A 24,585-nucleotide genomic window follows, 5' to 3' on the forward strand; every position below is an offset into this window, starting at 1 on the left:
CCTCGGGCCCCGGAGACTGCTTCGGCGTACCAGCCAACCAGGGTAGTGGCTAAATCGTTACGTCACCGATGCAATAGCCCTCAGCGGTCGCGACAACCGTGAAAGTGCGCGTCCTCGTGCCTCCGGGAGAGGTGGTCACAGGGACCTGAACTGCCAGGTAGTCGCCACGAACCTGGTCGGATCGTAGCTCCTCGCCGACGAAGGAGGTGACATTGCCTACTTTGCCCGAGTCGCCTGTCAAGGGGGCCGCTGTGGGGTTGCCGGTGCCCTCGGGATCCCAATTGGCGGGAGAGGCCTTGCAGGTCAGCGGATGGTCTGCTTCGATGTCGGCCGCGTTGAGTGGTTTGCCCGCGGCGCGAGCAAGATAGCGGCGAACGGTGTGGCGCGCGTCCGCGTCGTCGTAACCGGGCTCGACGCCCGCCGCGGAGACTCTGCCGCAGGCATAGCCGGACGCGACGGATTCACGGTCGACGGTGACGGTGGTGGTTCGGTCACGCCAGGTCACGGTGTCGGCGGTCGCGACCCCCGGTGCGGTGAGAGCGGCCAGCACCGCCTGCGGGTCGGCGTACATCTCGGCGACGGTGGCCGGGGGAATGGTCCAGCAGTTGTCCTGGAGCTCCTTCACCGTGCCGTTCTGTAGGTCGGCCGCCCAGCGGCGCACGGCGGTGACGGCATCGGCATGGCCCGCGACGGTGCCGACCTGCGGTGCGTCGGCGGGGAGTGGACTGTTGGGCGCCGGTTCGCCGGGCGCGATGGCCTGGGTCGCCGTGGTCGTCGGCGCGGCCGACGTGGTGGACGCGGCAGTGGTTGCCTCGACCGGATCGCCCGGGATCCCCGACACCGAGTCGCATCCGGTGGCCAGGGCCGCCACGGCGAGTCCGGCGACCAGCGCGTACGCGCGGCGAGTCGTAGCGATCGGGGTCGACTGAGCGCGTTCCACTTCGACGTTCCTCAATTCCTAGGCCGTGGCACCCGCGTGCGATGCGGGCGGTGACTGTCGGGGCGAGCGGACTCGCCGGGTGTAGACCGGTGTGCGCGAAGCGGATTGGCTGCGCGGGCGAACGCCGCGATTCTACGGTGATCCGGCCCACCGAACGCACCCCTGCCGACGGGGAGATCTACGACTACGCTTGCGTAATTGTGGAACCCCTCTACTTCTCGATCATCGGCGTGGCCCGAACACTGTTCTTCCTCGAAGGTCTGAAGTTCACCGTCAAGGGAGCGGAGAACATCCCCGCTACCGGCGGCGCCGTGCTGGCGGTCAACCACACCGGCTACATGGACTTCACCTACGCGGGTCTGCCCGTGCGTACCCCGCGTCGCTACATCAGGTTCATGGCCAAGCAAGAGGTGTTCGACAACCGCATCTCCGGCCCGATCATGCGCACCCTCAAGCACATTCCGGTCGACCGCACCGCGGGCGCCGACTCCTACCAGTCGGCGGTGCAGTACCTGCGCGACGGCGAGCTCGTCGGCGTCTACCCCGAGGCCACGATCAGCCGTAGCTTCGAGATCAAGGAATTCAAGTCCGGCGCGGCCCGCATGGCGCTCGAAGCCGAGGTGCCGATCATCCCGATCACCATCTGGGGCGCTCAGCGCGTGTGGACCAAGGGCTTCCCGAAGCGACTCGGCCGCACCAACACCCCCATCTCGATCGCCGTCGGCGCCCCCATCCAGCCCTACGAACCCGCCGCCGACCTCACCGCGCAACTCCGCTCCACCATGCAAGAAATGCTCGCCGACCTGCAGGAATCCTACGAACACGAGCCCGGCGCCTACTGGGTCCCGAAACGGCTCGGCGGCAGCGCCCCGACCCTCGAAGAGGCGACCGCGCTCGACGACGCCGAAGCGGCCGAACGCCTCGCCCGTAAGGCCGAGAAAACGCGGGAGACCGAAGGCTGACGTTCGCCCCGGGGCGGGCATACGCTCGACAGATGACCACCGCGGCGGAGTTGAGGGCCCTGCAAGCTCCGGTGAAACAGCGCTACCGGGAGGACCCGGCCGCCGCGGTCACCGCGCTGCGCGGCGCGGGCTCGTTCACCGACCCCGGCATCACCTGCACGGTGCGAACCTTCGCGGGCCCGGTCCGCGCGGGTCTGCACCGCGCCACCGGCGGTGACGGCGCCGATGCCTGCTCTGGCGACATGCTGCTCGAAGCGGTGGCGGCCTGCGCCGGGGTGACCTGCCGCAGCGTCGCCACCGCGATGGGCCTGCCGCTCACCGGCGCCGACGTCGAGGCGACAGGCTCCTTCGACGCCACCGGCACCCTCGGCATCGATCGCACCGCCGAAGTGGGGGTTTCGCCGATCGCCGTGACGATCACCGTCACCACCTCGGCGGCGGTCGACGAGACTGCTCTGGCAAAGCTAGCCGAACTCACCGAGCGCTACTGCGTGGTCGGTCAGAGCCTGCGGCATCCGCCGACGATCCGCGTGGTGCGCACCCCCGCGCCGTGATCGGCGAACCACTCAACGCGGCAGCCGGCAGCGGGTCGGTGTGGGAAGCTCGCCGCGCAGGTAGGCGGCCGGTGGGACGCCCATCAGGGTGCGGAAGTCGGCGGTGAGGTGGGATTGGTCGTAGTAGCCGGTGTCCGTGGCCAGGTGCGACCACGGAGTGTTGCCCGCGAAGGCGAGCACGCGGCGCAGGCGTTGGATACGGGCGAAATGCTTGGGGGACAAGCCGATTCCCGACGTGAACAGGTTGCGTAGCTGGCGTTCGCTGACGGCCAGCTGGGCGGTGAGTTCGGCAAGTGCGGGGGCATTGTCGGCGGTGAGCGCGGAGATCGCCTCGCGTAGCACGATCCGGTGCGCGCGTTCGGTAGGTGATTCCGAGACATGCTGCGGCAGTCGGTCTTCCAGATAGGTGATCGCCTGCTCGGTGGGCAGCTCCGTCAGTTCCGGCGCGAAACCACCCAGCGGGCCCGGTAATTCGTCGAGGCGAATAACCCGGTCGGTGAGTTCGGTGGCGGCGACGCCGAGGAGCTGACGCGTCACACCCGGTTCCAACCGCAGCCGCACGCAACCGGCCGGCTCGTCGGGCCGCGAGTAGGACGCCTTCGTCTGCGCGCCGACGACGAAGGCCCTACTGCGGCCGGACTGTTCGGTGCGCAGCACCACCGTGGTCGTCGCCGCGGGAGGATGCGTGAACGGCTGAGCGAGATCGTCGAACACCGGTGTGCTGGTGAGTTCGGTGAGCCAGGGGCGCAACGATTCCGGTGTCGCCACGGGGGTCTCGATGTGCGCCGAGGTCAGGTACTCCACCTGATCGACTGTAGGTGGTGTGAGCCGTGATGTCCGTGCCGATTTCTCCTATCTTCGCAGGCAGCCCGGCGGCCACGCTCATTCCATGATCCTGATCACCGGTGCGACAGGCACCATCGGAAGCGACATCGTCCGACAGTTGGTTGCCGAGGGCGTCGCCGTCCGGGCGGCGACCCGCGACCCGAAGCGGACCGAGTTCCCCGCCGAGGTCGAGGTGGTTCGGGTCGATTACCGCGACCCGACGACGTTCGGGCCCGCCATGCGGGGTATCGAGGCCGCGTTCCTCGTCGCGATCCCCGGCCCGGACGGCACCGGCACCGATGCCGCGTTGGTGGCTGCCGCCCGCGAGGCCGGTGTGCGGCGCGTGGTGAAGCTGTCCGCCGTCGGCACCGGCGATCCACGGTTGGGTGTGCCGGGCTCCTGGCATGTGCCGGGGGAGCAGGCCGTGCGCGACTCGGGCCTGGAGTGGACGATCCTGCGCCCCAACACTTTCGCCTCGAATACGTTCAGCTGGATCGAGCCGCTCAGCAACGGTCACCCCGTCCCGAACCTCACCGGCGAGGGCAGACAGGCCGTGGTCGACCCGCGCGATGTCTCGGCGGTCGCCGTAGCGGCGCTGCGCTCCAGCGACCACCACGGCCGCACCTACACCCTGACCGGCCCCACCCTGCAAACCGGCCGCGACCAGGCCGCCGTCCTCGCCGAGATCATCGACCGCCCGATCGCCGTCACCGATATCGCCGAAGCCGACGCCTATACCTTCCTGGTCGACGCGGGCCTTCCGCCCGCCTTCGTCGACGGCGCACTGACCGGCCAAGCCTTCATCCGCGGCGGCCACAACGCGCTGATCACCGACGACATCGAACGCGTTCTCGGCCGCCCACCCCGCAGCTACGCCACCTGGGCCGCCGACCACCGCGCCGCCTTCGTCGACCGCGCCGTGACAACGCCCCGCTGACCAGCCGGACGGGCCGGCGGCGCACCGGCTCAGTTCATCGTCAGCACCCACGACCCGTTGCAACCCCTGCGGGAGTTCATATTGCCGTCGTAGACCCAGTTGAACCTGATCGGCGGGTTCGTGCGCACATTCCAGTTCCCGGACGGCGAGGTCACCAGCTTGCCGTTGCGCGTCAGCACACCGACCTGGTCGTGGTCGAACTGCCACTTTCCCCTGCTGGTCGGGTAGTTCAACCGCACCGTCACCCGCCCGCCGGTGTGGTTCTGCACCACCAGACACGACCCCGGTTCGGTCCGGCTGACCGCGTACTCCCCGAAACCATCGTCGTCCACGTTCTCCCCACTGTCGGTGTACTCCACCGGGTCGGTGAAATCGGCCCGCGCGGGCCCGGCCCCCAACACGGCCACTGCCGCCACCGCAACGCCCGCCGCAATCATCCCCAGAGTCTTCACGAAGTTCCTTCCGTAGCTTCTGCGACCGATGCCGCGTGATGAAAAAGTCTCTCCCGCAACCACTTACACAACCTTGTCGCTCGCTTAACGACGCGCGCCGACGCTCGCTTCTCACCGTGGTCGCGGCCCGGAGGTGAGCCCGGATTTCGTAGTTCGGGAGTTTCGCGCTAGAGTTCCTTTTCGCACGACGAAGTCACCGGCGGTCGCCGGAACGGCTTCGGAAGGCACGCGGATGTGGCGCAGTGGTAGCGCATCACCTTGCCAAGGTGAGGGTCGCGAGTTCGAATCTCGTCATCCGCTCAACGAAAAGCCCGGCCATCGTGCCGGGCTTTTCTCATTGTCGGCGTCGTTCCAGGCGCTCGCGATCCAGTGGCGGCAGGTACTCGCCGATCAGTGTTCGGCGCCACCAGATCCGCTCGCGGAACAGTTCGGCGGGCGTACTGAAGTGGTACTCGTACAGCCGGGCGCGCAGGTAGCGCGGCGGTGCGTCGGGGAAGGGGCAGTGCCGCAGCAGGCGCAGGGTGTCGGGGTCGTTGTCGAGCAGCCGGATGACCAGCGGCAGCGCCCACGATCGCGCGTAGGACGGGGACAGCGCGGCGAACCACATCAGCCAGTCCAGCCGCAGGTGATACGGCGCCCACTGGCGCGGACGAGACCGGAGGGCCCCCGGTTTGCCCTTGAACTCGTATTCGCGCCACACCGTGTCCGGCTCCAACTGGGTGGCGGCGGTGCCTTCCAACACGATCTCCTGACGTACCCGGGTGATACTGCCGAACGCGCCATAGGTGTTGACCAGGTGCAACGGCTCGAACGAGGCATTCATCGCCTGCCGTGCGGACAGCAGGTTGCGCACCGGCCAGAAGCTCAGCACAGCGACCATCGCGACGAAAGCGACGACAGAGCCGAGGAACCATCGGGGCGGCTCGGCCACCGCAGGCGCGTCCGGCAGCATCGGGTACGCGCTGACAGCGGTCGTCGCCAGGAGCAAGGTCACCCAGTTCAGCCAGGCGAAATTGCCCGAGATCACCAGCCACGACTGGGTGACGATGATGATGCCCGCCGCGACGCTCGCCACCGGCTGCGGCGCGAAAAGCCCGAACGGCACGATCAACTGGGCGACATGATTGGCCGCGACCTCCACCCGATGCAGCGGCCGGGGCAGATGGTGGAAGAACCAACTCAGCGGGCCGGGCATCGGCTGGGTCTCGTGGTGGTAGTACAGGCAGGTCAGGTCACGCCAGCACCGGTCGCCGCGCATCTTGATCAGCCCGGCCCCGAACTCCACCCGGAACAGCAGCCAGCGCGCGGCCAACAGCACCAGCAGCGGCGGCGCGACGGTGTCGTTGCCGAGGAAGATCGCCAGAAAACCCGCCTCGAGCAGCAGCGTTTCCCAGCCGAAGGAGTACCAGGCCTGCCCGACATTGACGATCGACAGATACAGCGCCCACAGCGCGAACCACAGCGCCATCGACGCCCACAGCGGCACCAGATCCGCGGCCCCCAGCGCGAGAGCCACCGCCAGCGCCGCCCCCGACCAGGCCAGGACGGCGAAGAACCGATCGGAGTAGTGCAGGTAGAACACGCTCGGTGACCGGCGGAACGGGGTCCGAGCCAGGTAGCGCGGCACGGGCAGCATCCCCCGCTCGCCGAGCAGCGCGCGGAATTGCAGCGCGGCGCCGAGGAAGGCGATCGCGTAGACCACCGCCAGGCCACGCTGGAAGATCAGTCTGCCCTGCCAGTACTCCGGTGCCGTGAACCACTCCATGCACCCGCTCCCGCACGGTCGGCCTCCCCGGTTCGATTGTCCTCCCGATGCTCGCCCGGCGGAATGCCCTCGTCAGCCGCCGAGCAGGACCCGCAGGTCGTCATCGCGCCACCGCCCGACGACCCCCGGGCACACCCGCAGATACTCGACGATGCGATCGGTGTCCCAACCGTGCGACTCGCGCAGGCCCGCGCCGATCATGGCGAGGTACCGGGCCGACGGTCGTTGCGGTGCAACAGTTTCCGGATCCCACGGCGCGGTGAAGGTAAGAATGGGCACACCGTCCCTCGTGCCCGCGTGCAGCACGCTCTCGTAGCGCCCCGGCCCGAGACGCACCGCGCCGTCGGCGAGCACCCGCGCCAGGTCGAAATCCGCGCCGGGCTCGCGGTACATCTCCTGAGCTTGGAGATCGGCGAACTGATCGACCGTGAGCAGATACCCCCGGGCAGCGGTCGGCCGATCCGCGGCGGGCCGGTTGTCGTAGAAGGCGACGCCCCCGGGCCAGACCGGGCTCTGCCAGGCGAAATACAGGCTGCCGCGCAGCGTGAGGGCGGTGACGGCCGCCGGTGGAGTGGGGTCGCGGAACCCCGGATAGGTATGCGCGGTCTCCGATGGCGTCCCGCCACAGCGGTAGAAGGCGAACCGCGCGGCATGCATATTGGAGCCGTACGCGGCATACCAGACGTGCTGAGCTGCGGTCACGGGCTCACCTCGGTGGGTCACGGTTCCATGAGCGAAGTAAACGAATCGGCTCCTTGCTGTCGATTCTTCCTGCCCGGCGCTGGCGAGCCCGGCGATCTCACCCGAGACGGGTGATTCGCGGGCTCGTCGAGTCGCTCAGTCTGGGTCTCAGCAGCCGATCCGAGCCGGGGAGCAGCCATGGGCCAGCACCCGAAGGACCCGACCGAGGCGACCACGGCCGTCAACCGCGCGGCCACCCAGCTCTACGACCTGGACAACCGAGCTGACTTCGCCGACGTGCGCAACGGCCTGATCGCCGAGTTGCCCGGTCCGGTGTATTCCGATACCGACTCGTCGAAAGTCATCTTCGATCCAGCGGAATTCGACTATCTGCACGGCGACGTGCCACCACCCGACTCGGTGAATCCGAGCCTGTGGCGGCAGTCGCAGCTGATCAGTATCGGTGGGCTCTTCGAAGTCACCAAGGGGATCTACCAGGTTCGCAACAACGACATCGCGAACCTGACGATCGTCGAGGGCGAGGACGGCATCATCGTCATCGACTGCATGGCCGGTGTCGAATCGGCAGAACAGGCCATGAAGCTGCTGCGCGAGCACGTCACCGACAAGCCGGTGGCCGCCGTCGTCTATACCCACACCCATATCGACCACTACGGCGGTGTGAAGGGCGTGGTCTCGGCTGAGGACGTGGCCTCGGGCAAAGTGCCGATCATCGCCCCCGGTCACCAGTTCGACAAGTACGCCATCGGTGAGAACGTGGTGGCGGGAAACGCGATGGCGCGCCGCAGTTTCTACGCCTTCGGTTCCATGCTGGCGCCCGGCCCACAGGGATTCATTACCTGCGGTATCGGCGCGGTGGCGACGAAAGGCCCTGTCGTGTCCTATATCTCGCCGACCGACTCGATCACCGAGACCGGGGCCAAACGCGAGATCGCCGGCATCGAAATGGAATTCCTCTATGCCCCTGATACCGAGGCGCCCGAGGAGATGCATATCTGGATCCCCCAACTGAAAGCGCTGACCTGCGCGGAGAACGCGAATCATTCACTGCACAACATCCAGACGCTGCGCGGAGCTCGCACGCGTGACGCCCGCAATTTCGCGCGATACCTGGACGAGACTCTGGAGCGCTGGGGCGACGAGGTCGAGGTGCACTACGGACCGCACACCTGGCTGGTCTGGGGCAACGAGAATGTCACCGGTTTCCTCGAATCGCAGCGTGACACCTACAAATTCATTCACGACCAGGCGTTGCGGCTGGCGAACAAGGGCTACACCCCGCTGGAGGCGGCCGAAGTGATCGAGTTGCCCGAACCATTGCGCCGCAATTGGGCCAACCGGGGCTACCACGGCACCCTGCACCACGATGTGCGCGCGGTGTACACCAAGGAGCTCGGGATGTGGGACGGCGATCCGGTCTCGCTGCACCCGCATCCACCCGTCGAGGCGGCTCGCCGATTCGTCGAATTCGCCGGTGCGGACAAGATTCTCGCCGAAGGTGAACGCGCCATCGCAGCGGCCGACTACCGCTGGGCAGCGGAGATTCTGCACAAACTCGTGTTCGCGCAGCCGGACAACCAGCGCGCCAAGGATTTGCAGGCCGACGCCTACGAACAGATGGGTTATCAAGCCGAAGGACCGCAGTGGCGCGGAATCTTCCTTTCCGCCGCGCTGGAATTGCGCGACGGTATCCAGCCGCCACCCTATGTGACGGCCAGCGAGGACAGCATTCTGGCGATGCCGATCGACCTACTCTTCGATTTCGTATCGGTGCATGTGATCGGTGAGAAGGCCGCCGACGTCGACCTGCGGATCATGCTCGATTTCACCGACCACGACGAACAGTGGACGATGTGGATTCGCCGCGGCGTGCTCAATGCCCGGCGCGGCCGCTTCGGCGATCCACAGCTCACGGTCTCCGGCCCGAAACCCTTCCTGACCTCGGTCATGCTGAAACCCGGCGCCTCGCGGCAACTCGCCGCAGGCGGCAAGATCACCCTCAGTGGTGACGTCACGGTGCTCGAAACGCTGGCGGGCATCCTCGACGAGTTCGATCCGGCCTTCGCCATCGTCACCCCCTGACGAAGCGCGCGAGGGCGTCATCCGTTATTCCGGATGACGCCCTCGCATTTCGTTGTCGCCCCTACTGTGCCGTCGACTCGAACCGGCGCAGACGCAGGCTGTTGCTCACCACGAAGACCGAGCTGAACGCCATGGCGGCGCCGGCCAGCATCGGGTTGAGCAGGCCCGCCATGGCCAGTGGGATGGCGGCCACGTTGTAGGCGAAGGCCCAGAACAGGTTGCCCTTGATGGTGGCGAGGGTGCGCCGCGACAGGCGGATCGCGTCGGCGGCGGCGCGGAGGTCGCCGCGGACGAGGGTGAGGTCGCTGGCCTCGATGGCGACATCGGTGCCGGTGCCCATCGCCAGGCCGAGGTCGGCTTGGGCCAGGGCGGCCGCGTCGTTGACGCCGTCACCGACCATGGCGACGACCTTGCCCTCAGCCTGCAGCCGCTTGACCGTGTTCACCTTGTCCTGCGGCAGCACCTCGGCGATGACCTCGTCGATGCCGACTTCGTCGCCGATGGTGCGGGCCGCGCGGGCATTGTCGCCGGTGAGCAGGATCGGCGTCAGGCCGAGCTCGCGGAACTGGGCGATGGCCTGTGCCGAGGTCGGTTTCACCGCGTCGGCGACCACGAGCACGCCGCGCGCCTTGCCGTCCCAGCCGATGGCCACCGCGGTCTTGCCCGCCGATTCCGCTTGCGCCAGCGCGGTTGCCAACTTCTCGTCGAGCGGCTGTGACCAGTCGGCCAGCAGTCGAGCCCGACCCACGATCACCGCGTGCCCGTCGACCACGCCCTGCACGCCGAGCCCTTCGACGTTGGCGAAGCCCTCCACCGGCAGCAGCGTGCCGAACTCCTCCCGCGCGCCCTTGGCGATCGCTTGCGCGATCGGGTGCTCCGACGAATCCTCCAACGCACCAGCGAGTTCCAGTACCTTGCTGCCCAGTTCGCCCTCGGCGGGGATCACGTCGAGCAGGGTCATCTTGCCGGTGGTGACGGTGCCGGTCTTGTCCAGCACGATGGTGTCGACATTGCGGGTGGATTCCAGCACCTCGGGTCCCTTGATCAGGATGCCGAGTTGCGCGCCGCGTCCGGTGCCCACCATCAGCGCGGTCGGCGTGGCCAGGCCGAGGGCGCAGGGGCAGGCGATGATCAGCACCGCCACGCCCGCGGTGAAGGCGGCGGCGATGGAACCGCCTGTGCCGAGCCAGAACCCGAGGGTGGCGACGGCGAGCGCGATGACGATCGGAACGAAGATGCCGGAGATCTTGTCGGCCAGCCGCTGCGCCTGTGCCTTGCCGGTCTGCGCGTCCTCGACGAGCTGGGCCATCTGGGCGAGCTGGGTATCGGCGCCGATCCTGGTGGCGCGCACTACGAGTCGGCCGCCGACGTTCACGGTGGCGCCGGTGACGCCGTCGTCGACGCCGACCTCCACCGGCACCGACTCACCGGTCAGCATGGACGCGTCGACCGCCGACGTACCCTCGGTGATCACACCGTCGGTGGCGATCTTCTCGCCCGGCCGCACGATGAACTCGTCGCCGACGGCCAACTGCTCCACCGGAATTCGCATCTCGACTCCACCGCGAAGTACCGCGACGTCCTTCGCTCCGAGCTCGAGCAGGGCTCGCAGCGCCGCGCCCGCCCGTCGCTTCGAGCGCGCCTCGAAATACCGCCCGGCCAGGATGAACGTGGTGACGCCTGCCGCGGCTTCGAGGTAGATACTGCCGGTGCCGTCCATCCGCGCGATGGTGAATTCGAACGGGTGCTTCATCCCCGGCGTGCCCGCCGTGCCCCAGAACAGTGCGTACAGCGACCAGCCGAACGCGGCGAGCGTGCCCATCGACACCAGCGTGTCCATGGTGGCGGCGCCGTGCTTCAGGTTGGTCCACGCGGCCTGGTGGAAGGGGAGCGCGCCCCAGATCACGACCGGCGCGGCCAGCGTCAGCGACAGCCACTGCCAGTTGGTGAACTGCAACGCCGGGATCATCGCCATCGCGATCACCGGGACGGTGAGCAGCGCCGACACGATCAGCCGGGTGCGCAGCGAGGCCGTCGGGTCCGCGTCGGCAACGGGCGTTTCGTCGGTCTCGGGCTTCTTCGGCGCGGGCAGCGCCGCGGTATAGCCGGCCTGCTCGACGGTGGCGATCAGCTCCTCAGGGGAAACGTCACCGGTGAAGTCGACGCGCGCCTTCTCGGTCGCGTAGTTGACAGTGGCGGTGACCCCGTCGAGCTTGTTGAGCTTCTTCTCGATCCGGTTCGCGCAGGAAGCGCAGGTCATGCCACCGATCACCAGTTCTACCTGGCCGGTGCCCGGTGGGTGCGTCACGGTGGTCATGGGATGCTCCTTCGTTCCTGATAGCAATTCTTGCTGAGTGGTCGCGGGTGAACCAGGTGGGGTCAGTGGCCGTGGCCGGGTGTGCCGTGATCGGCGGGTGCGCTGGTCGGGGCGGGGTTGCTCGCACCGGTGGCGTTCGGCGCGGCGACCCGCATTGTGAACTCGGCGGTGCGCACCACGCCCTGGTGCTGGAAGTCGAGGAACAGGCGATAGTCGCCCGCGCTCGGCGCGTTCACCACGAAGTCGATGCCCGGCCCGGCGGGGGTCACTCCGTCGCCGGGTGAGCCCTCGGGGTGAACGTGCAGGTAGGCGAGGTCGGCGGCCCGAAGCGCGACCAGATGGCCGTAGGCGCCGAGGTAGGGCTGGAGGTCGGTGACCGGGGTGCCGTCGCGGCTGACCGAGAGCGTCACCTTCGACGCCGTGCCCGGCGTGACCGCGCCGTTCAGCGCGACCGTGTACCCGCCGACCTGCGCGGTGGCGGCCGGGGCGGGGAGCGCTTGCACGTCGTAGTTGCCTGCCACGCGCAGATCGGCGCCGAGCGTCAGGTTCGACCCGCCCTCGGGGGTGAAATCGGCGTAGACCCGGTAGTCACCGCCGCGACTGAGGTTCAGCGGAACAGTCCAGGTCCCGGCCGGATCGAGGACGGGGTGTACGTGCTGGAAACCCGCCATGTCGCGGCGGACCACGATCAGGTGCAGGTCCTTGTCGTGGCTGTTCACGTACTTCGTGACCGGCACGCCGTTCGCGTCGAGGATGCGAAAACTCGTCGGCGACTGCGATGCGGTGGTGGTGTCGGGCTTGTCCAGGGCGAGCGTGTAGCCCTGATCGGAGGCGAGCAGTCCGCCCGGCATATCGGCCGACGGTGCCGCCGCGGTCGCGTGGTCACCGTGCCCGGCCGGTTCGGAAGGTTCCGGTCCGACCAGGGCGCCGACGGCCAGAGCGATCCCGAAGACCGCCGCGAGGCCGAGGGCGAATCCGGCGAACTTGCCTGTTGCGTTCATCGGGATGCTCCGTATCCGTTCAGTCTGCGAGTCGGTTAATTTTTACCATACCCCCCTAGGGTATTTTGTCAAACAGTCGCGTCGGCCTTGTCCGCGGCCGGGGTCCGCATGGTCGCCGCGGTGATGCCCGCGCCTGCCAGGGCGAGCATGCCCGCCCCTAGGAAGGCCGCGGAATAGCCGTCGGTCAGCGTCGAGATGTCACCGAGCTCGCTCGCGCCGAACGCCGCGGCCACCGCCGTCATGGCGGCCAGGCCGAGCGCCGAACCCACCTGATAGCTGACGTTGACGATGCCCGAAGCCAGTCCGCCTTCCTCGAGCCGTGCCGCCGAGATGGCGGTGCCGAGCGAGGGAATGAAGGCCAGCGACATACCCCCCGCGGCTATCAGCGAGGCGGGCAGCACATCGACCCAGAAATTGCCGGTCGGCCGCACCAGCGACATCACCCCGAGGCCGAGGCCGAGCACGATCAGGCCGGTGACGATCATCGGCTTCGCGCCGAAACGCTGCATCGCCTTCGGCGCGAGAACCACCATGCCGAGCATGATCAGCGTGGTCATCGGCAGCAGTGCCGCGCCCGACGGGAACGCGCTGTAGCCGAGTACCTGCTGTAGGTACAGGTTGAGGAAGAACCACATCGGTACCCACGCGGCGGCCAGCGCGAACTGGGCGAAGTTGGCGGCGGCCAGGTTCGGTGCGCGGAAAATACTCAGCCGCATGAGCGGTTCACCACGCCGGGACTCGATGACGACGAAGCCGGCCAGCAGCGCGGCGGCCAGCGCCAGCACGCCCCAGGTCTCACCCGAAGCCCAGCCGACCTCCGGCGCCTGCACGATCGCGTACACCGCCGCAGCCAAACCAGCTGTCACAGTGACGGATCCGGCGATATCGATGGATCCCTTACGCGCCGGAGCGGCGGGCATCAGCAGCGGCACAGCGATCAACGCGAGCACCGCGATCGGAATATTGATGTAGAAAACCCAAGGCCAGCTGATGTATTCGGTGATCACGCCACCGAGAAACACCCCCGCGGTACCACCGGCGGGCGCGGCCGCACCGTACACCGCGAGCGCCTTGGTGAGCTCCTGTGGCGATCCGCCGAACAGCATCATCAGCAGCGTGAGCGCCGAAGGTGCGATCAGCGCCGCACCGCCACCTTGAATCGCCCGCCCGGCCAGCTCGACGCCGACATCGCCTGCCGCACCGGCGACGACGGATCCGACACCGAGCACCACCCAGCCCGCGGCGAACACCCGGCGAGCACCGAGCAGATCGGAGAGCCTGCCGCCGAGCAGCAGCAGCCCGCCGAAGGCGACCACATAGGCATTGAACACCCACGTCAGATTGCCCGGCGTGAACCCGAGCTCGTCCTGCATCTTCGGCAGCGCGATCCCGATGATCGAGGTGTCCATGATGACCATGAACTGCGCGGCGGCGATCACCGCCAGCGCCCACCACTTCCGGGTGGATTGCGATTGCGTAGTCACGACTTTCGTCCTTTCGAGCGGAATGCCTATCGTGCTCGGTACCATACCCCCCTAGGGTATTAACGTGTCAAGCAAAAACCCGGCTCGCGTGATGGTGCGAGCCGGGTCTGAGTGCTGTCTCGAGGTGGTACCTCTAGTCGGCGTGGAGGTTGCGCGCCGTGGGGGACGTCGGGGTCGTGGCCGGGTCGGGGGCGGTGCCGAGTAGGCGGTCGGCGGTGCCGGAGGTGGTCACGGTGAACCAGTAGTGCTCGTTCTTGTAGTGGTGGTGGCGGTGATTGCGCCAAATTGCTCGGTAGAGGGCATGTTTCGGCTTGTAGTCGGTGTGGATCAGGTAGTGCGTCCACTCGTAGAGCAGGCCGAGGGTGGTGATGGTCAGTAGGAAGGTGAGGCCGAGGCCGGTGCGGGGGAAGGCGAGGAGGGCGATCGCGACCAAGGCGACGATCGTGATCAGCAGCGACTTCGGCGGGATGAAGATCAGCGGGATGTCGCGCGGGTCGACGTGGTGCTCGCGGTGTTTGCGGGCCAGTTCGCTGTCGATGGTCAGCGGGCCGAGATGCCTTGGGCGCCAGTGCAACACGGTGACATGGATAACCCATTCGATCACCGGGAACGCGGCCAGGATCAGCACGGGGACGAGAGCGTCGGTGAGCTGCCAGTCGCCGATGGCGACGCGGGTGGTCAGCGCGACCACGAAGACCGCGGCGATCATCCAGGGCGACGGATGGCGGAGGAATTCGCGGGCAGCCTCGCTCAGGGGCATGCTGCGCCGGATCGCCCGCGGCGAGCCGCGGTCAGGAGTTCGGCGGCGTTCGGTCGCACGGGTTTCGTCGGCGCTGTCGTGCGACGTCGTTGTCGGACGGTGCTCGGTCATATCATTCCTCGGGTAATTCACGCCACGTCGAGGGCGTGGATCAGGGCGGTGGTCGCCGGCTCGAGCAGTGCTCGGGCGGAATCGGCGGCCCGTTCCGGCTCGCCCGCGGCGATCGCGGCGGCCAGGTCTCGATAGGCGTCGGCATTGCCCACCTCGGCGGACATGATCGGCGCCAGCGCGGCCAACGCGGGTTCGTAGGCGGCGCGCAGCATGGAATACATCAGCCGGAAGGCGATCGAATCGGCCAGATCGAGGATGTGGTCCCAGAATTCGAGGGCGATCAGCTGCTGAGTGAGTGGATCGAATTCGGCGACAAGGGAATCGACGGAATCGCGCAGCACCGCCAATTCGCTGTCGACCCGAGGATCGGTAGTGCCTCGCGATCGAACCCGCGCGGCGGCGAGCTCGGCGATCTTCGGGCCGTTGTGCAGCCGTGCCTCGAGAATGCTGCGAGCGACCGCGGGATCGATGGAATTTCCCCGAAGCAACAGTCGCGGCAGCACTTCCAGCCCAGCGCTGCGCCGATAGTCGAGCACAGTCGTCGCCTCACCTTGCCGAACGGCAACCAGCCCGGCGGCGGCCAGCCGCTGCAACGCCTCCCGCACTGCGGGCCGCGAAACCCCCAACGCCTCGGCCAACTGCCGCTCACTGGGCAACGTGCTCCCCGCCGCCAACTCCCCACCCAGCACTTCGGCGGCGATCTGCTCGAACACATCACCGGATACCGAGCGCTTCACCACGGGAGTCCATGCCATACCCCGATCATGCGCCTTGGATGGTAAGAGGTCAAGTGGTCAGACCAGTTGTACCGGAATTCGGCAGTTGATCATCAGAAACCAGGGTGGGGGGTCGGTCGAGTGGAACCAGGTCAGCTCGGGTCGGAGCCTCGGATGGCGGAGAGCCAGGTGAAGGCAGCGGCGGCGACCGTGGTGGCGGCGACGAACGCGCCGAGCCCACCGTCCATGACGTAGACCCAGAGCAGGCCGACCAGGGGAGCGCCGACCGCGGGCTGGATATCGAGGATCAGGCGGCGGGCGACCCCGAAGGCGGGTGGATCGGTGGGGCGAGAGGGGTTGTCGACGAGCTTGCCCGTCGGCTCGGTGGTGCGAACGCGGCCCGAGGGGTAGAAGCGCGTGTTCCCCCGGCGGATCGACCGGCCGAGCAGTTCCAGTTCGGTCGGGGTGAGCACCGCTAACGCCGGCTCATAGAAGACCGGCTGCCACACCAGACGATCACCACTACCGATCTCCAGCCACGACCGGCTGACCAGTCGATACTGCTGCCGAACCCGCCTACCGCGCACCGTTCCGGTGGCAACCAACCCGGTTGGGAACACACCGAAGGCAAGCCCCAATTGATAAGCGGTATAGGCGAGTACGGCGAGAGCGACCACGGCGAGCGCACTCAGCTGATCGATATCCGCGAACGGCACCCACGCGGCGATGACCGCGAGGGTGCCGCTCGTGACGAGCAGCGGATAGGTGAGTGCGCGCGCCGGGCCGGAACTCACTTCACGAAGCCTGCCGCGCTCACTTCACGAAGCCGATCTTGGTGTAGTCGTAGGAGGCCAGCCCCTCCGCACCGTAATTTGCGAGGCCGGAACGCGTCGCGACCGTACCCGCGGATTGCACGATGGGGAGAGAGAAGCCCTCCTCGAAGATCATCCGATCAGCCTTGTTCGCCAGTTCGATCGCCTTCTCCGGGTCGAGTTCGCCGATGACCTCCTCGATCAGCGCGTTGAGTTCGGGCGAGCCGATGCGGCCCTTGTTGCTCAACGGGTTCGCGGGATCGTAGGCGTAGATCTGGGGCAACGCACCGAGCGGGAATATGCTCTTCGACCAGACGAATTGGGCGATATCGAAATTGCCGGGGTCGATGACGGTGGTGAACAATCCGTTGCCTGGGTAGGTCTCGATGATCAGTTTCACGCCGATCTCAGCGAGGTTCTGCTGGGCAATCTGTGCAATTTGGGTCCAGGTATCGGCCTGGTACATGACGTCGCGGATCTCTAGTTTGCGACCATCCTTCTCACGGATGTCGCCGTTGAGCTTCCAACCGAGGTCGTCGAGCATCCGAGCCGCGGCGGCCGGGTCGTAGGAGACCGACTCGGCATTGTCCTGATAGCCCTTCTGGCCGACGAGGAAAAGATGGTTGTTCAGCGGCTTCGGGTCGGTGACCACGCCGTTCTGAGTAGCAGTGGCGATCGCCTGCCGGTTGATCCCCTTCGAGATCGCGATCCGTAGCTTCGGATCAGACAGCAATGCGCCGGGCGCACCGTTGAAGGTGAAGTGCGAGAACCTGTTCGCCGGCGCACGTCGTACCGTTATGCCCAGGGTGTTCGTCGCAGTTTTGACCTCCTCGATGCCGGACAAAGTAGACACGTCGAGTTCGTTGTTCTGCAACGCATTCAGCCGTGCCGCATTGTCGAGGACGCTGTAGGTGACGGTGTCGAGTTTCGGGGTGTCACCCCACCATTTCGGATTGCGGCTCAGCACGATCCGCTGCTGAGCACGGTCGATCGAAGTGATGATGAACGGCCCGGACGACAGTGGCATGTCGTTGCGGTACAGGTCGTCGAATGCCTGTGGGGATTCGGTGAGCTGCCGTGGGTACAGCGGATTGAACAGCCCCTTCCACTCCGCGTAGTGCTCGGCGAAAGTGACGATCGCCTCGCGGTCGTCAACACCGCGTTCGACCTTCTCGACGCTGCTGTAACCCTGGCTCGCTGCGATCTTGAAGGCGGTATCGCGGCCGCTCAACACGTTGGCTTGAGAACGCAGATCCTCCCAGGTGATCGGGGATCCATCAGACCAGACCGCCTTCGGGTTGATCGTGTACTTGATCTGCTGCGGATTGGTATTGGTGAGCTCGACATCGGTGTAGTAGTTGTGGTCGATCGTAAGATTTCCCGCAGCATCGGAATTGATCGTGCCTGGCAGCGCCCAGCCGGTGAGGTCGCTGATCTCGCCGTCGGAGTCGACGTGGAGGCTATTGAAAGTCGCGGGAAAGCTGGTCAGCGCCAACCGGAGATTGCCGCCGTCGCGCAACGCGTCGCGATCCTGCGGGTTGATGTCATTGATCGAACCGATCGCGCTTGACCCCGACTCCACATCGGCCTCTGACGCACAACCACCAAGTGCCAACGTCATAGCGAAAACGGGCACCGCGATACGGAAGCCGACCCGGCGTAGGCGCCTGGCGTAAGTAGCTGTGGTCATTTCGTGAATCCGATCTTCGTGTAGTCGTAGGTGGCCAATCCAGGGGAGCCGATGTTGGCGAGGGTGGTGCGGGCGCCGAAACTGCCGTCGGACTGCATCAGGGGCAGGGAGTGGCCTTCTTCGAATACCTCGCGGTCGACCTGGTTTGCGAGGTCGATGGACTTCTGTGGGTCCAGTTCGGTGAGGGTGCGTTCGATGAGGGCGTTGAGTTCGGGGGAGCCGATGCGGCCGAAGTTGGACTGGAGGTCGGTGGGGTCGTAGTAGTAGATCTGGCGGATGCTGCTCAGCGGGAAGGGGTCGCCCTCGTAGACGTACTGGGCGGCGTCGAAGTCGCCGGGTTGGATGACATCGGTGAAGAGACCGGCGGCGGGCTTGGTGTCGATGTTGAGCTGCACGCCGATGGCGGCCAGATTCTGCTGGATGATCTGGGCGATCTGGACCCAGGTGGGGTCGTTGTACATGACGTCGCGGATGACCAGTTTGCGGCCGTCCTTCTCGCGTACCTCGCCGTTGAGTTTCCAGCCGAGGTCGTCGAGTTGCTGTGCCGCGGCGGCGGGGTCGAAGCCGAGGCTGTTGTCCCGGTAGCCCTTCTGGCCTTGCAGGAAGACATGGTTGTTCAACGGCTTGGGGTTCTCGACCAGCCCGTTCTGCATCGCGTTGACGATCCCCTGCCGGTCGATGGCCTTCGAGATGGCCACGCGTACGCCTTCTTCGGCCAGGATCGAGCCGGGCGCGCCGTTGAACGTGATGTGGCGCCAGCGATTACCCGGAGCACGACGTACCACCAGTCCCTCGGTGCCACGCACCGTCTTCACATCGTCGAGGGTGGTCAGGCGAATGAGGTCGAGTTCGTTGTTCTGCAACGCCTGGACCCACGATGTGGCGTCGAGCACGCTGTAGGTGATGTTGTCGAGAACGGGCTTGTCGCCCCACCATTTCGGGTTGCGACCCAAAGTGATTCGCCCCTGAGCGCGGTCGGTGGCGCTGACGACGAACGGCCCGGCGGTGAGCGTGATCGCATCGGTGAGGCTGGTGTTGAAGGCCTCCGGCGTGCTGGTCACCGACTTCGGGTAGAGGGCGGAGTTGCCGGAGAACTGACCGCGCCAGTCGGCGTAGGGCTTGCTGAAGGTGAGGACGGCCTGTTGGTCGTCGACACCTCGCTCCACCTTGTCGACGAATTCGAAACCATTGGTGATCGCGATCAGATAGCTCTTGTCGCGGCCGCTCAGTGCGCGCGCTTGTGAGGCGAGGTCTTCCCAGGTGATCGGCGAACCGTCCGACCAGACGGCTTTCGGATTGATCGAATACGTCACCTGCATCGGATCGGAGCCGGTCAGCTGGACATCGGTGAAGAAATCGGTGTCGACGCTGAGCTGGCCTGCCGCGTCGATCTCGAAGGAACGCGGCAGCATCGCGCGCACGATGTAGCCGATCTCGCCGTTGTTGCCGTCATTGGAGAGGATGTTCCAGTTGGCGGGGTAGTCGGTGGTGGCCAGGCGCAGGTTGCCGCCCTCACGGAGTTGGTCGCGTGGGGTGGGATTCACGTCGCTGGTGGTGCCGATCGCATCGCTGAGACCGGTGGCCGATTCATCGGCGCCGCCACACCCCGCCACGATCATTCCGGCCGCTACTACCACTGCGGCACAGCGCAATCGGGCTCCACGCGCGTGCATGCGTCGGGTTCTCATGGCACCTCCTGCTCGGGTCCTACCCGCTGACGACGGGTTCCGGTACGGCCGCGATGAGCGAGCGCGTGTATTCGTGCTGAGGATCGGCGAAAATCTGTTCGGCCGGGCCGGATTCGACGATCTTGCCCCGCAGCATCACCGCGATGTCGTGGGCGAGATTGCGCACCACCGACAGGTCGTGGGAGACGAACAGGTAGGACAGGCCGTGCTCGGCCTGGAGGTCGCGCAGCAGGTTGAGCACGCCCGCCTGGATCGAGACGTCCAGCGACGAGACGGGTTCGTCGAGTACCAGCAACTGGGTGTCCAGGGCCAGCGCGCGGGCGATGCTGACGCGCTGCTTCTGGCCGCCGGAGAAGTCGGACGGGTAGCGATCGGCGTGTTCGGGACGTAAGCCCACCTGCCGCAACAGCTCCGGCACCCGGCGATTGACTTCTTCGCGAGAGCGGCCGTCGATGCGCAGTGGTTCGGCCAGGACGTCGAAGATCGGCAGGCGCGGGTCGAGGGAGGAGCTGGGGTCCTGGAAGACGATCTGCATCTTGCGGCGGATCTCGCGGGTGCGCGCCTTGGTGAGGGTGGCGACGTCGTTGCCGAGCACCTCGATGCTGCCCGACTGCGGTCGCGCCAGGTCCATGATCTGCGACAGGGTCGTCGACTTGCCCGAACCGGATTCGCCGACCAGCGCGAGGGTGCGGCCCGCGCGGACCGAGAAGCTGATGCCGTCCACCGCGCGGACCTCGCCGGTGCGGCGGCGCAGCAGCACTCCGGAGGTGAGGGGGAAGGTCTTCACCAGGTCGGTGACGCGCAGGACCACCTCGTCGTCGGTGCGGTCGGGGTGGGCCGGGGTCGGGATCTCCTCGCGGTAGGCCTCGAAGAGCTGGTGGCTGCCGACCTCGGCCGTGCGGATGCAGGCCACCGAGTGGCCGGGGCTCACCTTCTCCAGCGGAGGCTCGGCGGCGACGCAGTCGCTGATCGCGACCGGGCAGCGCGGCGCGAACGAGCAGCCGGGCGGCAGGGCGTGCATGGCGGGCGGGGCGCCGAGGATGGGGATCAGCGGGGTGCGCGGCGGGCCGTCCATACGCGGGATGGAGCCGAGCAGGCCGACGGTGTACGGCATGCGCGGAGCCGCGAAAAGCTCCGCGACCGGCGCGGTTTCGACGACCTTGCCCGCGTACATCACCGCGACCCGGTCGGCGACGGTGGCCGCGATGCCCATGTCATGGGTGATCATGATGACGCCCGCGCCGGTGATGTCGCGCGCCTCGCGCAGCAGGGTGAGGATCTGCGCCTGCACTGTCACGTCGAGCGCGGTGGTCGGTTCGTCGCAGATGATCAGGGCGGGATCGTTGGCGATGGCCATGGCGATCACCACGCGCTGGCGCATGCCGCCGGAGAACTCGTGCGGGAACGCCCTGGAACGAGCCCTCGCATCGGTGATGCCGACGAGTTCGAGCAGCTCGACGGCCCGCTCGCCGGCTTCCTTGCGGCTCATCTTCCCGTGCGCGAGAAGGGCTTCCGCGATCTGATCACCGACGCGGTACACCGGGGTCAGCGCCGAGAGCGGATCCTGGAAGACCATGCTGATCGAGGAACCGCGCAGCTTCGACAGCTGCTTGTCGCCGAGGCCGAGCAGTTCGCGGCCGCGCAGGCGTACCGATCCCTGCACCCGTGCCTGATCGGGCAGCAGGCCGATCACCGCGAGCGAGGACACCGACTTGCCCGAACCGGACTCGCCGACGATGGCGAGCACCTCGCCGTCGGCGACGGTGTAGTTCACCCCGCGCACCGCCTCGACGCGGCCTTCCTCGCCGGGGAACGAGACCCGCAGGTCGGTGACCTCGAGCAGGGGTGCGGTCGACGCGGTCATCGCTTCTCGGCTTTCTTCAACTCCACCTGCGCCTCGTTCTTGTGCTCGGCGACCTCCTTGCGGGCCTTGCGCGCGCCACGGGCGCCGGGGTCGAAGGCATCGCGCAGACCGTCGCCGACCAGGTTGGCGCTCAACACGATCGTGATCAGCAGGCCACCGGCGAACAGGAACAGCCACGGGTAGGTGAGCGCCGATTTGGTGCCGGACGCGATCAGCGAACCCAACGACACATCCGGCGGCTGCACGCCGAAACCGAGGAAGCTCAAACCGGTTTCGGCGCTGATCGCCGCGCCGACCGCGAGGGTGGTGTCGATGATCAGGATCGAGGCGATGTTCGGGATGATGTGACTGAGGATCACGGTGCGGGTCGGTGCGCCCATGTACCGTGCGGCGCGGACGAATTCGCGATCACGCAGGCTCAGGGTGAGGCCGCGGATGATGCGGGCGGCGATCATCCAGCCGAACACGCTCAGCAGCACGATCAGGATCGCGATCGACCCCGAACCCTTGGTGCGCGGTGCGAACAGCGCGATGATGATGAAACTGGGGACCACCAGCAGCAGATCGACGAACCACATGATCGCGCGGTCGGGCCAGCCGCCGAGCAGTCCGGCCACCGCGCCCGCTGTCGCGGCGATGACGCTGGAGCAGATCGCCACGCAGAAGCCGATGATCAGCGACTTCTGCAGGCCGCGCATGGTCTGGGCGAGCACGTCCTGACCGATCTGGGTGGTGCCGAACGGGTGCTCGAGGCTCGGCGGCTTCAGCAGCGCCTTGTAGTCCATCTGCTGGTAATCCCACGGCAGCAGCGGCGGCAGCACGAAACTGGCCACGAACATCAGCACCAGGATCACCGCGCCGACCACGGCGGGCTTGTTGCGGAGAAAGCGTCGCCAGACCAGTTTGCGGCGACCGGCCGCGGCGATCTCGGGTGCGCCGACGGCGATGAGTTCGGTTTCGGTCATGAGACACGCACCCTCGGGTCGAGCAGGGCAAGGACGACGTCGGAGAGCAACCCCGACACCAGCACCACCAGGCCGGCGAACGCTGTCACCGTCACCACCACGTAGAGGTCCTGGGAATTGATCGAATCGATCAGCCATTCGCCGACCCCGTGCCAGCCGAAGATCTTCTCGACGAAGGTGGCGCCGGTGATCAGGGCGCCGAGACTGTAGGCGAACAGTGTCGCCATCGGGATCAGCGCGGTGCGCAGGCCGTGTTTGTAGAGCGCGTGATTGCGGGTCAGACCTTTGGCTCTCGCTGTTCGGATGAAATCGCTGCCGAGTACATCGAGCATGGCGTTGCGCTGGTAGCGGCTGTATCCGGCCATGGCGCCGAGCGCCAGCGCCAAGGTGGGCAGCACCAGATGCTGTGCGCGGTCGACCATTTGGTTCCAGAACCCGTTGATCTGGGTGGCAGACGTTTCGCCGGTGTAGAGGAAGATCTGCGTGCCGGTCATCGTATTTATCTGCAGGGCACCGTATTTCAACAGCGTCGCCAGCAGGAAGATCGGTGTCGAGATGATCAGCAGCGACAGCACCGTCGAGAAATAGTCGCTGAACTTGTACTGCCGGATCGCCCCCGCCGCGCCGATCAGCACGCCGAGCACGGTGCCGATGACCGAACCGAGAATCAGCAACCGCAGACTCACCGCCACCCGTCTGCCCAGTTCCTCGCTCACCGGCTGCCCGGCCAGGGTGGTCCCGAAATCTCCGTGCACGACGCCGCCCAGCCAGGTCAGATAGCGCTGCGGGATGGGCTCGTCGAGATGCAACTGGTCGGCCTTCGCGTCGATCACCGACTGCGGCGGGCGCGGGTTGCGTTGCTCGAGGCTCTCGAGCGGGTTGAACGTGAGTGAGGCGAGACTGAAGGTCAGAAACGATGCCAGCAGAAGGAGCACAACGTAGTTGAGTGTGCGCCGCACCAAGAAGCCGGTCATCAGTCCCCTCTGGATCGGGTAATCAGGCCCTGATCATAGGGACAGTCCGTCGTCCTCGCGTGGCGACGTGCGGCAGGATAGACGGGATGACGCACCTGCACCCGAAACCGCAGCTGGTGGCCAGCGACGTCGACGGCACGTTGATCGACGACTCCGACAAGGTCTCGGCGCGCACCAAGGCCGCCGTCGGGGCGCTCGTCGCCGACGGCGCCACCTTCGTGCTCGCCACCGGCCGCCCGCCCCGCTGGATCGACCCGGTCGTCAGCGAACTCGGGTACGCACCGCTCGCGATCTGCGGAAACGGCGCGGTCATCTACGACAGCGCGACCGATCGGGTGCTGTCGAGTCACACCCTCGACGTCGACACGTTGAGCTGGCTGGCCGATGTCGCCGAACACGCGCTGCCCGGTTGTGGGCTGGCGACCGAACGGGTCGGGGCCAGCGCGCACGACGCCGTGACCCAGCAGTTCGTCAGCTCGCCGACCTACGAGCACGCCTGGCTCAATCCCGACGACACCGTCGTCTCCCACGCCGAGGTCATCGACTCCCCCGCGATCAAGATGCTCATCCGGCTCAGCTCGGCCCGCAGTTCCGAGATGCGCGCCGCCCTCGCCCCGCTCATCGGCGACCGCGCCGAGATCACCTACTCCACCGAGAGCGGGCTGATCGAGTTGGCGGTGCCGAAGGTGACGAAGGCGTCCGGACTGGCCGAGGTGGCCCGACGGATCGGCGTCGAGAACGCGGCGATCGTGGCGTTCGGCGACATGCCCAACGATGTGCCGATGCTGGCAATGGCCGGACACGGCGTCGCGATGGGCAACGCGCACCAGGAGGCTCGGGCGGCGGCGGACGAGGTGACCGGCAGCAATATCGACGACGGTGTGGCGATGGTGCTCGAACGCTGGTGGCGGTAGGTCCGACGACACATAAAACGGCCGGTGCCCCTCGCTCGGAGGGTGCACCGGCCGTTCTTCGCCGTGACCG

The 24,585-nt window shown here is 66.9% G+C and carries 21 protein-coding genes and 1 tRNA gene; 6 read left to right on the plus strand and 16 right to left on the minus strand.

The genetic code is table 11. The annotated features are described in order from the left end of the window. Positions 1-49: 49 nt before the first annotated feature. A complete protein-coding gene (locus QX204_RS32770) occupies positions 50-940 on the minus strand; it encodes a hypothetical protein (RefSeq protein ID WP_301904322.1) in 891 nt (296 codons plus the stop codon). Between the two features lie 200 nt (positions 941-1,140). Between QX204_RS32770 and QX204_RS32775 the strand changes: the two genes are divergently transcribed. Together QX204_RS32775 and QX204_RS32780 are read left to right on the plus strand one after the other, a co-directional pair. Then, a complete protein-coding gene (locus QX204_RS32775) occupies positions 1,141-1,902 on the plus strand; it encodes a lysophospholipid acyltransferase family protein (RefSeq protein ID WP_301904323.1) in 762 nt (253 codons plus the stop codon). Positions 1,903-1,934: 32 nt separating this feature from the next. After that, complete coding sequence (locus QX204_RS32780; RefSeq protein ID WP_301904324.1) at positions 1,935-2,456, plus strand: OsmC family protein; 522 nt, start codon at positions 1,935-1,937, stop codon at positions 2,454-2,456. A 12-nt stretch (positions 2,457-2,468) separates the two neighbouring features. Here the strand turns inward: QX204_RS32780 and QX204_RS32785 are convergent, their stop codons facing one another. After that, positions 2,469-3,260, minus strand: a complete 792-nt coding sequence (locus QX204_RS32785; protein WP_301904325.1) for an AraC family transcriptional regulator — start codon at positions 3,258-3,260, stop codon at positions 2,469-2,471. Positions 3,261-3,279: 19 nt separating this feature from the next. Between QX204_RS32785 and QX204_RS32790 the strand changes: the two genes are divergently transcribed. Next, positions 3,280-4,218: an NAD(P)H-binding protein gene (locus QX204_RS32790; protein ID WP_301904326.1), complete on the plus strand. Its 939-nt coding sequence runs from the start codon at positions 3,280-3,282 to the stop codon at positions 4,216-4,218. 29 nt (positions 4,219-4,247) lie between these two features. Here QX204_RS32790 and QX204_RS32795 read toward each other — a convergent pair whose 3' ends face one another. Continuing rightward, positions 4,248-4,670: a hypothetical protein gene (locus QX204_RS32795; RefSeq protein WP_301904327.1), complete on the minus strand. Its 423-nt coding sequence runs from the start codon at positions 4,668-4,670 to the stop codon at positions 4,248-4,250. Positions 4,671-4,898: 228 nt separating this feature from the next. Between QX204_RS32795 and QX204_RS32800 the strand changes: the two genes are divergently transcribed. Continuing rightward, positions 4,899-4,970 (plus strand) — tRNA-Gly (locus QX204_RS32800). Between the two features lie 34 nt (positions 4,971-5,004). Here the strand turns inward: QX204_RS32800 and QX204_RS32805 are convergent. Together QX204_RS32805 and QX204_RS32810 are read right to left on the minus strand one after the other, a co-directional pair. Next, positions 5,005-6,435 (minus strand): lipase maturation factor family protein, encoded by a 1,431-nt coding sequence (locus QX204_RS32805; protein ID WP_301904328.1) that lies wholly within the window; start codon positions 6,433-6,435, stop codon positions 5,005-5,007. 72 nt (positions 6,436-6,507) lie between these two features. After that, on the minus strand, positions 6,508-7,137 hold the full coding sequence (locus QX204_RS32810; RefSeq protein WP_301904329.1) for a histone deacetylase: 630 nt from the start codon (positions 7,135-7,137) through the stop codon (positions 6,508-6,510). Positions 7,138-7,314: 177 nt separating this feature from the next. Here QX204_RS32810 and QX204_RS32815 point away from each other — a divergent pair, with 177 nt between their 5' ends. After that, positions 7,315-9,219, plus strand: coding sequence for an alkyl/aryl-sulfatase (locus tag QX204_RS32815; RefSeq protein ID WP_301904330.1), 1,905 nt, complete (start codon positions 7,315-7,317; stop codon positions 9,217-9,219). Positions 9,220-9,280: 61 nt separating this feature from the next. Here QX204_RS32815 and QX204_RS32820 read toward each other — a convergent pair whose 3' ends face one another. The 11 genes from QX204_RS32820 to QX204_RS32870 all read right to left on the minus strand — a co-directional run bounded on the left by QX204_RS32820 (position 9,281) and on the right by QX204_RS32870 (position 23,601). Continuing rightward, entirely contained in the window at positions 9,281-11,536 is a 2,256-nt protein-coding gene (locus QX204_RS32820) for a heavy metal translocating P-type ATPase (protein WP_301904331.1), read from the minus strand. A 62-nt stretch (positions 11,537-11,598) separates the two neighbouring features. Then, the gene (locus QX204_RS32825) at positions 11,599-12,537 is read right to left on the minus strand and encodes a DUF8832 domain-containing protein (RefSeq protein WP_301904332.1); all 939 of its coding nucleotides are present in this window, start codon (positions 12,535-12,537) and stop codon (positions 11,599-11,601) included. A gap of 68 nt (positions 12,538-12,605) precedes the next feature. Continuing rightward, positions 12,606-14,021, minus strand: a complete 1,416-nt coding sequence (locus QX204_RS32830) for an MFS transporter (protein ID WP_301904333.1) — start codon at positions 14,019-14,021, stop codon at positions 12,606-12,608. Between the two features lie 133 nt (positions 14,022-14,154). Then, positions 14,155-14,781 (minus strand): sterol desaturase family protein, encoded by a 627-nt coding sequence (locus QX204_RS32835; protein ID WP_301908194.1) that lies wholly within the window; start codon positions 14,779-14,781, stop codon positions 14,155-14,157. 128 nt (positions 14,782-14,909) lie between these two features. Next, the gene (locus tag QX204_RS32840; RefSeq protein WP_301904335.1) at positions 14,910-15,647 is read right to left on the minus strand and encodes a FadR/GntR family transcriptional regulator; all 738 of its coding nucleotides are present in this window, start codon (positions 15,645-15,647) and stop codon (positions 14,910-14,912) included. Between the two features lie 113 nt (positions 15,648-15,760). Further along, the gene (locus QX204_RS32845) at positions 15,761-16,402 is read right to left on the minus strand and encodes a hypothetical protein (protein WP_301904337.1); all 642 of its coding nucleotides are present in this window, start codon (positions 16,400-16,402) and stop codon (positions 15,761-15,763) included. Positions 16,403-16,421: 19 nt separating this feature from the next. Then, positions 16,422-18,110: an ABC transporter family substrate-binding protein gene (locus QX204_RS32850; RefSeq protein ID WP_301904338.1), complete on the minus strand. Its 1,689-nt coding sequence runs from the start codon at positions 18,108-18,110 to the stop codon at positions 16,422-16,424. After that, complete coding sequence (locus QX204_RS32855; protein ID WP_301908195.1) at positions 18,107-19,783, minus strand: ABC transporter family substrate-binding protein; 1,677 nt, start codon at positions 19,781-19,783, stop codon at positions 18,107-18,109. The genes QX204_RS32850 and QX204_RS32855 overlap by 4 nt, the downstream gene beginning before the upstream one ends. Positions 19,784-19,817: 34 nt before the next feature. Continuing rightward, positions 19,818-21,662 carry an ABC transporter ATP-binding protein gene (locus QX204_RS32860; protein WP_301904339.1) on the minus strand — a complete coding sequence of 615 codons (1,845 nt, stop codon included), beginning with the start codon at positions 21,660-21,662 and terminating at the stop codon, positions 19,818-19,820. After that, positions 21,659-22,627, minus strand: coding sequence for an ABC transporter permease subunit (locus QX204_RS32865; RefSeq protein WP_301904340.1), 969 nt, complete (start codon positions 22,625-22,627; stop codon positions 21,659-21,661). Before QX204_RS32865 ends, QX204_RS32860 begins: the two co-directional genes overlap by 4 nt. Continuing rightward, positions 22,624-23,601, minus strand: a complete 978-nt coding sequence (locus QX204_RS32870) for an ABC transporter permease (RefSeq protein ID WP_301904341.1) — start codon at positions 23,599-23,601, stop codon at positions 22,624-22,626. Before QX204_RS32870 ends, QX204_RS32865 begins: the two co-directional genes overlap by 4 nt. Positions 23,602-23,687: 86 nt before the next feature. Between QX204_RS32870 and QX204_RS32875 the strand changes: the two genes are divergently transcribed. Next, positions 23,688-24,515 (plus strand): HAD family hydrolase, encoded by an 828-nt coding sequence (locus QX204_RS32875; protein ID WP_301904342.1) that lies wholly within the window; start codon positions 23,688-23,690, stop codon positions 24,513-24,515. The last annotated feature ends 70 nt before the right edge of the window (positions 24,516-24,585 follow it).

Source organism: Nocardia sp. PE-7, assembly GCF_030486425.1.
Taxonomy (GTDB): Bacteria; Actinomycetota; Actinomycetes; order Mycobacteriales; family Mycobacteriaceae; genus Nocardia; species Nocardia salmonicida_A.